Raw genomic sequence first — 12136 nt, forward strand, 5'->3', positions numbered from 1 at the left:
ATCAGTTCTTATAGATCTGGTCAAAGATACCGCCGTCGGCGAAATGTTCCTTCTGCGCCTTGGTCCAACCACCGAAAACGTCGTCGATCGTGAATAGTTCGACCTTTGCGAAGGCGTTTTCGTATTTTTTGGCAATCCCGGCATCGCGCGGGCGGTAGAAGTTGCGCGCGGCGATCTCCTGCCCCTCCTTGGTGTACCAGTACTGGAGGTAGGCATCGGCGGCATTGCGGGTGCCCTTTTTGTCGGCAACCTTGTCGACGATCGCGACCGGCGGCTCGGCGAGGATCGATTGTGGCGGCGCCACAATCTCGAATTTCTCCCGGCCGAATTCCTTCAGGGCGAGAAACGCCTCGTTCTCCCAGGCGAGCAGCACGTCCCCGACGCCCCGCTCGACGAAGGTCACGGTCGCGCCGCGCGCGCCGGTATCGAGCACCGGCACCTGCTGGTAGAGCTTACCGATGAAGTCCTTTGCCTTGTCGGCGGAGCCGTATTTCTTCTGCGCAAAGCCCCAGGCCCCCAGATAATTCCAGCGCGCGCCGCCCGATGTCTTCGGGTTCGGCGTGATCACGGCAACGCCCGGCTTGATCAGATCGTCCCAGTCCTTGATCGCCTTGGGGTTGCCCTTGCGCACCAGGAACACGATGGTGGAGGTGTAGGGCGACGCATTCTGCGGTAACCGCTTCTGCCAGTCCGTCGCCGTGAGGCCCTTGCCGGCGATCGCGTCGATGTCGTAGGCGAGCGCGAGTGTCACCACATCGGCCTGCAATCCGTCGATCACCGCCCGCGCCTGCGAACCGCTGCCGCCATGCGACTGCTTGATCTCGACGCTCTTGCCGGTCTCCTTCTGATAGGCGTTCGCGAACGCCTTGTTGAATTCGGCATAGAGCTCGCGCGTCGGATCATACGACACGTTGAGCAGATTGATGTCAGCAGCGAGAGCCGCGCTTGCCAAGAAACCCGTCGCGAGAAGTCCTGCAGCGAGCGGAACGATACGGCGGATCATGTCCATCTCCATTCACTTCGACGACGTCAGTGTCAGCGAAGGCAGGCGAAACTCGCGACGAAACGCGCTTAAGTCAACGAAACCGGATTTTCTTGTTCGCAGCGTGGCAGCGTGACTGTGCTACGAAGTCTTCATCGTGTGGATGCCGCATTCTGTCTTGGCCCGGCCGCGCCAGCGACCGGCACGCTCATCCTCACCCTCGGCCGTTCTGCTCGTGCAAGGCATACACCCAACCGACAGGAAACCGGAGGCGGCCAGTGGATGACGCGGCAATTTGGCGCGGACGAAGATGGCCTCGAGTTCCTCGCGCGAGACGTTGGCGAAGGGGTTGAACTTCAACCGCGCGCCATCGTCTTCGACCACCGGAATGTCGGCGCGTGCATTGCCCTGGAAGCGCTTGCGGCCGTTGAGCCAGGCCGAGAACGGCTTCAGTGCCCGCGCCAGCGGCTCGACTTTACGAATGCGGCAGCAGGCGTCGGGATCGGAGAACCAGAGGTCGCGATCGGGATCGTCACGCGACAATGTTTCTTCCGCAGGCTTGATCGAACGCACGTCCTTCAGGCCAAGCGTCGCGATCAGCGTGTCGCGATAGGCCAGCGTCTCCTCGAACAGCCAGCCGGTATCGAGGAAGACCACGGGGATCGCGGGATCGACGTCCGCCATGACCTTCAGCAGCGTCGCCGATTCCGTGCCGAACGACGACACCAGCGCCAGCTTTTCGCGCCCGACCGTCTTCAGCGCCGCAGCGATGATCTCGGCGGGCGAGGCATCGCGCAGCGCGCGATCGAGTTCGTCCGCCGACGGAAGCGCAGAGACTGACGTCGGCGAAACCTGAGGCGCGATCGCGTTCACGTGCCGACGCCTTCGGAATGACGCAGCTGCATGCGCCGGTGCAAGGCCGTGATGCGGCCATCACCGGTCGGCTGGTAAAACACCGAATAGCGCTTCGCGGTCTGCATGAAGGCTTCCGCGTCGGCCTGCTTCTTGACGTCGAAGGCATCGAAGCCGGCGCGCAGCATGAACACGAACTGGTCGCGCAGCACCTGGCCGGTGGCGCGCAATTCGCCGCGGAAATTGTAACGCTCGCGCAGCAGCCGGGCCTGGCTGTAGGCGCGGCCGTCGCGGAAGGTCGGGAACACCAGCGCAACGACGGCGATCTTGCCGAGATAGGGGACCAGTTCGGCGATGTCGCGGTTGTTCGGCCAGATCACGCCGACCTTGCCGGCGCGCTTGAGCAGCGCATCGGCCTCGCCGATGAAGCGCTCGGCCGGCACCAGGATGTCGCCGCCCTCGGGCAGCGGCGTGTCGACGGCCAGCTTGACGAAGCTGTCGTCGGCGATCTTTCCGCCGTTAACGAGTGGCATAAACGCGCTCCTTGAAGGGTTCGACGCCAAGGCGTTTCACTGTGTCCATGAACAGCTCATCGGGCCGCTCGCGCAGCGCCAGATAGGCTTCAACGATGTCCTCGACGACGTCGGCGACCTCGTCGAACTTGACGCCCGGCCCGATCAGGTTCCCGAGCGCGGCGTTCTCGTCGGCACGGCCGCCGATGGTGATCTGGTAGACCTCCTCGCCGTTCTTCTCGACGCCGAGAATGCCGATATGGCCGACATGGTGATGGCCACAGGCGTTGATGCAGCCGGAGATGTTGATGTGGAGTCGGCCGATCAGGTTGGCGAGCTCGTGGTTGGCGAAGCGCCGCGTCAGTTCCTGTGCGATCGGGATCGAGCGCGCATTCGCCAGCGAGCAATAGTCGAGGCCCGGGCAGGCGATGATGTCGGTGATCAGGTTGACGTTCGGCGTCGCGAGGCCAAGCTTGTCGAGCGTCTTCCACAGCGCCGGCAAGTCGCGCTTGGCGACATGCGGCAGCGCCAGGTTCTGCTCGTGGCCAACGCGGATCTCACCGAAGGAATATTTGTCGGCGAGATCGGCCAGCGCATCCATCTGCTCCGCCGTGGCATCGCCCGGAGGCGCGCCAATCGGCTTCAGCGAGATCGTGACGATGGAGTAGCCCTGGTTCTTGTGCGGGGCCACCGAGTTCTTGCGCCACGCTTCGAAATCGGGATCGGCCGCCGCCTGCCGAAGCTCGTCCGGCATGTGCGGCAGCTTTTCGTAGGCCGGGTAGCTGAAGCGCGAGCGGATGTCCTCGATCACCTCGTCGTCGATCTGGAGCGAGGAGTTGCGGATGTGCTGCCACTCCTCCTCGACTTCGCGGGAGAACTTCTCGATGCCGAGCTCGTGCACCAGGATCTTGATGCGCGCCTTGTAGATGTTGTCGCGGCGGCCATACTGATTGTACACGCGCAGGATCGCCTCGATGTAGCTGAGGATATCCCGGCCGTGCACGAAGTGCTTGATGGTCTTGGCGATGAACGGCGTGCGGCCGAGACCGCCGCCGACCAGCACCTCGAAGCCGGTCTCGCCGTTCTCGTTCTTGATCAGGCGGAGGCCGATGTCGTGGATCTTGATCGCGGCGCGGTCGTGGTCCGACGCGGTGATCGCGATCTTGAACTTGCGCGGCAGGAACGAGAACTCCGGATGCAGCGTGGTGTGCTGGCGGATCAGCTCCGACCAGATGCGGGGATCCTCGATCTCGCCCGGCGCGACGCCGGCCCACTGGTCCGAGGTGACGTTGCGCATGTTGTTGCCGGAGGTCTGCATCGCGTGAATGCCGACCTTGGCGAGATCTTCCAGCGCGTCCGGCAGCTCGGCGAGCTTGATCCAGTTGAACTGAATGTTCTGCCGGGTAGTGAAATGGCCGTAGCCGCGATCGTATTTGCGCGCGACGTGGGCGAGCGCACGCAACTGGTTCGTCGCCAGCGTGCCATAAGGGATCGCAACGCGGAACATGTAGGCGTGCAATTGCAGATAGACGCCGTTCTGCAGGCGCAGGATCTTGAACTCGTCCTCGGTGAGCTCGCCGGAGAGGCGCCGCTTCACCTGGTCGCGGAACTCCGAGACGCGCTCATTGACGAGCGTGCGATCGATTTCGTCGTAAGCATACATAGGAAAGCGCCTTAAGCCTGGGCCGACTGTCCGATGGTCACACCGGTGCGGCGAATCTGTTCGCGCAGATTGCCGGGTTCGATCTTGCCGTCCGCGCCGACCTGCACCGGGGCGATATAGGGACCGATCGCGCCGACGTCATCGGCGACGGACTCCGCAAGCAACGCTTTGGCCTCGTCGGAGTTGCGCACGATCGCAGCTTCCGACAGGTCCGCGGACCAGCTCTTGGCGGCGGTGCGATAAACCACGATGCCGTCCCAGGTCCGGTTGGCGGTCACGATCGAGGGACCGGCGATCTTGATCTTCTTCTGTTCGAGCGGGGAGGTCATTCGGCTGCATCCAATAGGTCAGAGATGATTTGCTTTGGGGTGTCGCGACGAAGGGAACCGGCATGCCGGACCACCTCGCCGATGATGAGAATGGCAGGACCGCCGCTGACCCGCCGCACGAGTTCAGGGAGGTCGCGCAGCGTGCCAATCGCGCCCTGCGCATCGGGACGCGTCACACGCGCGAACACGCCGACCGGCGTCTCCGGCGAACGGCCGGCGGCGAACAGGCCAGCGCGCACTGCGGGCGCGGCAGTCATGCCCATGTAGACCACAACGGTCATTCTGGTGTCGGTCATCGTCGACCAGTCCACGACTTCCGCATCGCGCGCCTTGTGCGCGGTGAGGAAGGTGATGCGGGTCGCTTCGTGACGGTAGGTGAGCGGCACCTCGAAATCGGCAGCGCCGCCGAGCCCCGCGGTGATGCCGGGGATGATCGAATAGGCGATGCCCGCCGCGCGCAGGGCTTCGACCTCTTCGCCACCACGGCCGAACACGAAGGGATCGCCGCCCTTCAGCCGCACCACGCGCTGACCGGATTGCGCGGCCTCGATCATGCGCTTGTTGATGGCGTCCTGGCCGATGCCGGGCTTGCCGACGCGGCGGCCGACGGCAACGCGCGTGGTGTCACGGCGGATGCGGTCGAGAATTTCGCCCGAGACCAGTTCGTCATGGAAGACGATGTCGGCGTCCTGCAATGCGCGCAGCGCCTTGATGGTGAGAAGATCGGGATCGCCGGGACCGGCGCCGACCAGCGCGACCGAGCCTTCCGGCTTGTCGGCACGCGCGAATTCGGAGGGATCGGCAATCGCCTTGAGCGCGGCGTCCGCCTCGCTCCTGCGGCCGCCGAGCACGGCGGCGCCGATCGGGCCGTCGATGACGCGCTCCCAGAACCGGCGGCGCAGCGGAAACTCGACGATGCGCTCGTTGATGGACTTGCGGAAGCCGCCGATGAACTCGGCGAGCTCGCCGATACGGGCCGGCAGCAGCGCCTCGATCTTCTCACGCACGCGCCGTGCCACGACGGGCGAAGTGCCGCCGGTGCCGACTGCGACCACGACATCGCCGCGATCGACGATCGCCGGGAAGATGAAGCTGGAATGCTCGAGATCGTCCATGACGTTGACGGGCAGGCCCAGTGCCTTTGCTCGCGCCGACATCGCCACACCGACATCGCCCGCGCCAGCGCAGACAACGGCGATGACTCCCGAGAGATCGGCGGAGAGCGGATCGCCCGATGCGATCTCGATCCGCGCCACGTCCCCCGAGTTGAGACCCAGATCCTGATTACCGTCGATCGCATGCACGCGGATGCGGGCACCGGCAGCAGAGAACACGCGCAGCTTGGCACGCAAAAGCTCACCCGCGCCGATGAGGACCACCGGGCCGGCCTTGAGATCGAGAAACACCGGCAAGAACCGCATGCGATACTCGCTTCCCCCACATCCGGGGTTGACTGGAATTATTTTCTATATATGTGTCGTTTCGAGCGCGCAAAGAGAAAATTTTTTCTTCTCTTCCGCACCGCAACTATAGAATTTTCGCCTCCAAACGCAAAGTGGCAGAGATGCATCTTCTCAAGGACGATTCCGCAGCGAGCGGACTGAGCAGCCCGGCCTCGGCTGGGCGCGCACGCACGCAAGAATTTTCTGCTGACCTTGCCCCCAGCATGGACCATCTCGACCAGCTCGAAGCGCAGAGCATCTACATCTTCCGCGAGGCCTTCGCCCGGCTGAAGAAGATCGCGCTGTTGTGGTCGCTCGGGAAGGACTCCAACGTCATGATCTGGCTGGCGCGGAAAGCGTTCTTCGGCCGAGTGCCCTTCCCGGCACTGCATGTCGACACCGGCAAGAAGTTTCCGGAGATGTACCGCTTTCGAGATCACTACGGCAAAGAGTGGGATCTCGATTTGCGCGTCGAGCCCTGCCCGCCCATCGATGCCGTCGATCCGACGCTGCCGCCGGCCGCCCGCTCCGCTGCGCGCAAGACCGAAGGCCTCAAGATGGCGCTCGGCAAATTCGGCTTTGACGGCCTGATCGCCGGCATCCGCCGCGACGAGGAGGCAACGCGCGCCAAGGAGCGTGTGTTCTCGCCGCGCGGGCTCGAAGGCAATTGGGACGTGCGCGACCAGCCGCCGGAGTTCTGGGACCATTTCAACGCCTCGCCGCCCCAGGGCGCGCATTTGCGTATCCATCCGATCCTGCATTGGACCGAGGCCGATATCTGGGCCTACACCAAGCGCGAGAACATCCCGATCATCCCGCTATATCTCGCCAAGGACGGCAAGCGCTATCGCTCGCTGGGGGATCAGGACATCACCAATCCGGTCGCATCGACCGCGTCCAACATCGACGAGATCCTGATCGAGCTCGAACAGACCAAGGTGCCGGAGCGCGCCGGCCGCGCACTCGACCACGAGACCGAGGACGCCTTCGAGCGCCTGCGCGTCGCCGGCTATCTCTGATCAAGTACGCGAGCGCGATATGAACATGATCGTCACCCCCGCTTCACCGGCCACCCCGAACGGCACCACCCGTCCGCAGGTCCGCATCGTCATCGTCGGCCATGTCGACCACGGCAAATCGACGCTGGTCGGCCGCCTCCTGCACGAGACCGGCAGCCTGCCCGACGGCAAGCTGGACATGCTGAAAGCCGTCAGCGCGCGGCGCGGCATGCCGTTCGAATGGTCGTTCCTGCTCGATGCGCTCCAGACCGAGCGCGACCAGGGCATCACCATCGACACCACGCAGATCCGCTTCCGCACCAACTCGCGCGACATCGTTCTGATCGACGCGCCCGGCCATGCCGAATTCCTGCGCAACATGATCACCGGCGCCTCGCAGGCCGACGGCGCGGTGCTGATCATCGACGCGCTCGAAGGCGTGCGCGACCAGACAAGGCGGCACGGCTATCTCCTGCATCTGCTCGGCGTGAAGCAGGTCGCGATCGTCGTCAACAAGATGGACCGCGTCGACTTCAGCGCCGACCGTTTCAAGGAGATCAGCGACGAGATCTCCGCGCATCTGAACGGCCTCGGCGTGAAGCCCACGGCGGTGATCCCGATCTCGGCGCGCGACGGCGATGGCGTCGCTGATCGTACCGACCGTATCTCCTGGTACAAGGGACCGACAGTGGTCGAGGCGCTCGACGCTCTCGAGCCGGCGCGGCCGCTGGAAGCGCTGGCGCTGCGGCTGCCGGTGCAGGCGATCTACAAGTTCGACGACCGCCGCATCGTGGCGGGCCGCATCGAATCCGGCAGCCTCATTGCCGGCGACGAGATCGTGATCATGCCGGCCGGCAAGATCGCGAAGATCAAGTCGGTCGAGAGCTGGCCGGTGACGCCGGTTGCGGGACGGCAGGGCGCGGGCCGCTCGGTCGGAATCACGCTCGACCGCGAACTGTTCGTCGAGCGCGGCGATATCATCGCGCACGCGAGCGCCGCCCCGCGCGAGACGCGGCGGCTGCGCGCGCGGATCTTCTGGCTGCACGACAAGCCGCTCGCCAAGGGCGACCAGCTCCTGGTCCGCTGCGGGCCGAAAGAAAGCCGCGCCACGGTCGTCGCGATCGAGAAGGCGGTCGATCCCGGCGAGCTCTCGAGCACCGAGAACAAGGCGATCGGGCGCAACCATGTCGGCGAGATCGACATCTCCCTGTCGAATCCGATCGCCACCGATCCCTACACCGAGAATCCGCGTACCGGTCGTCTCGTGATCGAGGTCTCCGGACGCATCGCCGGCGGCGGTCTGGTGCTGTCGGTCGATGCCGGCCAGCGCGCCTTGCCCGTCGACATCGAGCCGGTGGAATCCGCGCTTCGTCCGGACGAGCGCTCCGCACGCTATCAGCACAACGGCGCCGTGGTCTGGCTCACCGGCCTGCCGGCCTCGGGCAAGTCGACGCTCGCCAAGGCGCTGGAACGGCGGCTGTTCACCAATGGCGGCTCGCCGATCCTGCTCGACGGCGACACGCTGCGCGCCGGGCTCAACAGCGATCTCGGCTTCTCCAGTGCCGATCGCAGCGAGAACATCCGCCGCCTTGCCGAAGTCGCAACGCATCTCGCACGTAACGGCCATATCGCCATCGTCGCCGCGGTCTCGCCCGCGCGCGAGGACCGCGCCGCGGCGCGCCGCATCGCCGACACCGCGTTCCGCGAGATCCATGTCGCGACGCCGGCAGAGGTCTGCGAGGATCGCGATCCCAAGGGGCACTACAAGAAGGCTCGCGCCGGCGCGCTGGCATCCTTCACCGGCATCGGTAACGACTACGAAGCGCCGCAAGCAGCCGAGCTCGTGATCGACACCTCGACACGGACCGTCGCCGAAGCGGCCGACGAGATCGAGCAGATGCTGAAGACGACGGGCGTGCTGTTCGACGAAACCGTGGACCTCGCCGCGAATATTTGAGGCAGGCTCCATCCGCTTGCGCAGCTGCGTTCCCTCCCCCCTTGCGGGGGAGGGCTAGGGAGAGGGGTCCACACGGGGACTCTCTCAATCAGAGCACTCCGCTCCCGTCGAATCCCGACACACCTTTTCCTGAGCCACCCCTCTCCCCCGCCCTCCCCGGCAAGGGGGGAGGGAGCGCAGTTGTGTCCGTGGCGCGAGGTTGGGATCAAATTTGTAAAGCCAGCTGCCCGCCACACCTGCTCTTGACATTTTGACAAACCATTGAGGGTCTTCTCACCGCCCCGATTTTGGGGCTAATAGACCCCGAAAGCCGCTCCCTTGTGGGCGCATTTTGCTGCTGTCGGGTCAAAAGCAGCCAAAAACAGCCATTTCCAACAAGAAAGCCCATCATGAAACGCGTCGACGCCCACGGATTGAAGATCGCTCCCGTCCTGTTTGATTTCATCGCCAAGGAAGCGGCCCCGAAAACGGGGATCGCGCCGGATGCGTTCTGGGCCGGGCTTGCCGCCATCATCAAGGATCTGGGGCCGAAGAACCGCGCATTGCTGGCGGTGCGCGACACGTTGCAGGCCAAGATCGACGACTGGCACCGCGCCAGCAAGGGCAAGGCGTTCGACCTCAACGCCTATACCGCCTTCCTGAAGGAGATCGGCTATCTCGTTCCGGAGCCGGCGACCCAGAAGGTCGAGACCGCCAATGTCGACGAGGAAATCGGCAAGATCTGCGGCCCGCAGCTCGTCGTGCCTCTCACCAATGCGCGCTATGCGCTGAACGCGGCGAACGCGCGCTGGGGTTCGCTCTATGACGCCTTCTACGGCACCGACGCCATCCCGCACGAACCGTCCGAGAGCGGCAAGGGCTATAACAAGGCGCGCGGCGACAAGGTGATCGCCAAGGCCAAGGCGTTCCTCGATACCGCTGTGCCGCTCGCGACCGGCAGCCATACCGACGTCACCGCCTACAGCGTCGTCGCGGGCCAGCTCGCGGTGAAGCTGAAGAGCGGCAACGCCACCGCGCTCAAGAACGCCGCGCAGTTCGCCGGCTTCCAGGGCGATGCGGCCGCGCCTTCGGCCGTGCTGCTCGCCAACAACGGCCTGCATGTCGAGGTCAAGATCGACCGCAGCAGCGCGATCGGCAAGGACGATCCGGCCGGCGTCGCCGACATGATCATGGAATCCGCGGTCTCCACCATCCTCGACATGGAGGACTCGGTTGCAGCCGTCGATGCCGAGGACAAGGTGCTGGTCTACCGCAACACGCTCGGTCTGATGAACGGCACGCTGTCGGCCGATTTCGAGAAGGGCGGCAAGACGCTGACGCGTTCGCTCAACGCCGACCGCAGCTACAAGACACCGGACGGCAAGGGCGAGGTCAAGCTGCACGGCCGCAGCCTGCTCTTGATGCGCAATTGCGGTCACCACATGTTCACCGACGCGGTGCTGGACGAGAAGGGCGAGGAGATTCCGGAAGGCCTGCTCGACGCGGCCGTCTCAGGCCTGATCGCCATTCACGACCTCAAGGGCAACTCCAAGGTCAAGAACAGCCGCACGGGATCTGCCTATATCGTCAAGCCGAAGATGCACGGCCCGGATGAGGTATCGCTGACCTGCGAGATCTTCGACCGCGTCGAGAAGATGCTCTCGCTGCCGGAGAACACGCTCAAGGTCGGAATCATGGACGAGGAGCGGCGCACCACCGTCAACCTCAAGGCCTGCATCCAGCGCGCCTCCAAGCGCATCATGTTCATCAACACCGGCTTCCTCGACCGCACCGGCGACGAGATCCACACCTCGATGGAAGCGGGCCCGATGATCCGCAAGAACGAGATGAAGGCGCAGGCCTGGATCAAGGCCTATGAGGACTGGAACGTCGACATGGGCCTGAGCTGCGGCCTGCCCGGCCACGCCCAGATCGGCAAGGGCATGTGGGCAGCGCCCGACAAGATGGCGGACATGCTGGCGCAGAAGCTTGGCCATCCGCAGGCCGGCGCCACCACGGCCTGGGTGCCCTCGCCGACCGCCGCGACGCTGCACGCGCTGCATTACCACCAGGTCAATGTGATCGCGCGCCAGGAGGAGCTCACCAAAGGTGGTCCGCGCGCAAAGCTCTCGGACATCCTCACCATTCCGGTGTCGAAGTCGAACTGGGCGCCCGATGACGTCAAGCAGGAGATCGACAACAACTGCCAGGGCATCCTCGGCTATGTTGTGCGCTGGATCGACCAGGGCGTCGGCTGCTCCAAGGTACCCGACATCCACGACGTCGGCCTGATGGAAGACCGCGCCACCTTGCGCATCTCCAGCCAGCACCTCGCCAACTGGCTGCACCAGGGCGTCATCACCGAAGCGCAGGTGATGGAGTCGCTGAAGCGCATGGCCGTGGTGGTCGACAAGCAGAACGCCGGCGATGCCATCTACAAGCCGATGGCGCCCGCCTTCGACGGCGTCGCCTTCAAGGCGGCGAGCGACCTCATCTTCAAGGGGCGCGAGCAGCCGAACGGCTACACCGAATACATCCTCACCGCGCGTCGCCGCGAGGCCAAGGCGAACGGCTGATAGTCAGCCGGCTCGACACATCGAAAGCCCCGGCTCACGCCGGGGCTTTTTTGTTGAGCGCAGCGGGCGAAACGTCGCGCCGCGCAGCGGAACGGCCGCGCGGCGGTCGCGTTGTACGGCCATCAACCCATGGGAGATGGTCATGGACTGGAATCGCATCGAAGGAAACTGGAAGCAGTTCAAGGGATCGGCCAAGGAGAAATGGGGCAAGCTCACCGACGACGACCTCAGCCTGATCGAGGGACGCCGCGAACAGCTCGAGGGCCGGCTCCAGGAACGTTACGGCAAGGCCAAGGACCAGGTTCGTCAGGACGTCGACGACTGGCTCAAGTCGCTGCACTAGCGCAGCACGACCGAAGCCCCGGCTCACGCCGGGGCTTTTGTTTGGAAGTTGCAGCCCGGATAGCGACATCCGAGACCTTGAGGCATCCCGGATATCGCGGCGCTCATCCGGGCTATGATCCCTTGCTAGAACACCGCGAGATATTTCAGCAGCGAGACGATGCCGATGATGATGACGATCACGCGCACGATCTGCTTGGCGCGCCCGTCCATCGGCAGCATGTTGATGAGATAAAGCACGAGAATGACGACGAGAAAGGTGACGAGTACGCCGACCAGCATTGCTAGGACCCCCCTTCAGGCAAATTGCTACGGTGTCCTAACGCCTGTCTGCCACGCCGGTTCCATTTAGGAAACCCACTGCAACTTCTGGTACTTACGTAGTTCTACCATGCGGCTCTCTGCCTAAAATTTTACCCTTTTCCTTTCAGATGCGGAAACCGTTCGGGCCGTGAGCCGCAAACGGCCTGCGATTGCCGATGCCGCCGCCCCCTGTTTTCGATG

Annotated in this window: 11 protein-coding genes; 4 read left to right on the top strand and 7 right to left on the bottom strand. The window is 64.3% G+C overall.

The features are described from left to right. Position 1: 1 nt before the first annotated feature. From AABA86_RS02585 to cysG, 6 genes are all read right to left on the bottom strand, one after another. Entirely contained in the window at positions 2-1015 is a 1014-nt protein-coding gene (locus AABA86_RS02585; protein WP_338305640.1) for a sulfate ABC transporter substrate-binding protein, read from the bottom strand. Positions 1016-1123: 108 nt separating this feature from the next. Continuing rightward, positions 1124-1855, bottom strand: coding sequence for a phosphoadenylyl-sulfate reductase (locus AABA86_RS02590; RefSeq protein ID WP_338305641.1), 732 nt, complete (start codon positions 1853-1855; stop codon positions 1124-1126). Then, entirely contained in the window at positions 1852-2367 is a 516-nt protein-coding gene (locus AABA86_RS02595) for a DUF934 domain-containing protein (RefSeq protein WP_212245477.1), read from the bottom strand. Before AABA86_RS02595 ends, AABA86_RS02590 begins: the two co-directional genes overlap by 4 nt. Next, positions 2354-4009, bottom strand: coding sequence for a nitrite/sulfite reductase (locus tag AABA86_RS02600; RefSeq protein WP_338305642.1), 1656 nt, complete (start codon positions 4007-4009; stop codon positions 2354-2356). The genes AABA86_RS02595 and AABA86_RS02600 overlap by 14 nt, the downstream gene beginning before the upstream one ends. 11 nt (positions 4010-4020) lie before the next feature. Further along, on the bottom strand, positions 4021-4338 hold the full coding sequence (locus tag AABA86_RS02605) for a DUF2849 domain-containing protein (protein WP_135166566.1): 318 nt from the start codon (positions 4336-4338) through the stop codon (positions 4021-4023). Further along, positions 4335-5759: a siroheme synthase CysG gene (cysG, locus tag AABA86_RS02610; RefSeq protein ID WP_338305643.1), complete on the bottom strand. Its 1425-nt coding sequence runs from the start codon at positions 5757-5759 to the stop codon at positions 4335-4337. The genes AABA86_RS02605 and cysG overlap by 4 nt, the downstream gene beginning before the upstream one ends. Before the next feature lie 245 nt (positions 5760-6004). On the opposite strand from cysG, the gene cysD reads away from it, so the two are divergent. The 4 genes from cysD to AABA86_RS02630 all read left to right on the top strand — a co-directional run bounded on the left by cysD (position 6005) and on the right by AABA86_RS02630 (position 11633). After that, the gene (gene cysD / locus AABA86_RS02615) at positions 6005-6799 is read left to right on the top strand and encodes a sulfate adenylyltransferase subunit CysD (RefSeq protein WP_026202064.1); all 795 of its coding nucleotides are present in this window, start codon (positions 6005-6007) and stop codon (positions 6797-6799) included. 19 nt (positions 6800-6818) lie between these two features. After that, on the top strand, positions 6819-8735 hold the full coding sequence (gene cysC / locus AABA86_RS02620) for an adenylyl-sulfate kinase (RefSeq protein ID WP_338305645.1): 1917 nt from the start codon (positions 6819-6821) through the stop codon (positions 8733-8735). A 389-nt stretch (positions 8736-9124) separates the two neighbouring features. Then, positions 9125-11290: a malate synthase G gene (locus tag AABA86_RS02625; RefSeq protein WP_338305646.1), complete on the top strand. Its 2166-nt coding sequence runs from the start codon at positions 9125-9127 to the stop codon at positions 11288-11290. A 142-nt stretch (positions 11291-11432) separates the two neighbouring features. Then, entirely contained in the window at positions 11433-11633 is a 201-nt protein-coding gene (locus AABA86_RS02630) for a CsbD family protein (protein WP_164718867.1), read from the top strand. Between the two features lie 125 nt (positions 11634-11758). Here the strand turns inward: AABA86_RS02630 and AABA86_RS02635 are convergent, their stop codons facing one another. Next, positions 11759-11914, bottom strand: a complete 156-nt coding sequence (locus tag AABA86_RS02635; RefSeq protein WP_338305647.1) for a Thivi_2564 family membrane protein — start codon at positions 11912-11914, stop codon at positions 11759-11761. Between the last annotated feature and the right edge of the window lie 222 nt (positions 11915-12136).

This window comes from Bradyrhizobium sp. TM233, from assembly GCF_036247965.1.
Taxonomy (GTDB): Bacteria; Pseudomonadota; Alphaproteobacteria; order Rhizobiales; family Xanthobacteraceae; genus Bradyrhizobium; species Bradyrhizobium ottawaense.

Bases quoted from the DNA above. Each gene is read 5' to 3' on its own strand.
- AABA86_RS02585 (WP_338305640.1), bottom strand. From the start codon at position 1,015: ATGGAGATGGACATGATCCGCCGTATCGTTCCGCTCGCTGCAGGACTT.
- cysG (WP_338305643.1), bottom strand. From the start codon at position 5,759: ATGCGGTTCTTGCCGGTGTTTCTCGATCTCAAGGCCGGCCCGGTGGTC.
- AABA86_RS02630 (WP_164718867.1), top strand. From the start codon at position 11,433: ATGGACTGGAATCGCATCGAAGGAAACTGGAAGCAGTTCAAGGGATCG.
- AABA86_RS02635 (WP_338305647.1), bottom strand. From the start codon at position 11,914: ATGCTGGTCGGCGTACTCGTCACCTTTCTCGTCGTCATTCTCGTGCTT.
- AABA86_RS02625 (WP_338305646.1), top strand. From the start codon at position 9,125: ATGAAACGCGTCGACGCCCACGGATTGAAGATCGCTCCCGTCCTGTTT.
- AABA86_RS02600 (WP_338305642.1), bottom strand. From the start codon at position 4,009: ATGTATGCTTACGACGAAATCGATCGCACGCTCGTCAATGAGCGCGTC.
- cysD (WP_026202064.1), top strand. From the start codon at position 6,005: ATGGACCATCTCGACCAGCTCGAAGCGCAGAGCATCTACATCTTCCGC.
- AABA86_RS02595 (WP_212245477.1), bottom strand. From the start codon at position 2,367: ATGCCACTCGTTAACGGCGGAAAGATCGCCGACGACAGCTTCGTCAAG.
- AABA86_RS02605 (WP_135166566.1), bottom strand. From the start codon at position 4,338: ATGACCTCCCCGCTCGAACAGAAGAAGATCAAGATCGCCGGTCCCTCG.
- cysC (WP_338305645.1), top strand. From the start codon at position 6,819: ATGAACATGATCGTCACCCCCGCTTCACCGGCCACCCCGAACGGCACC.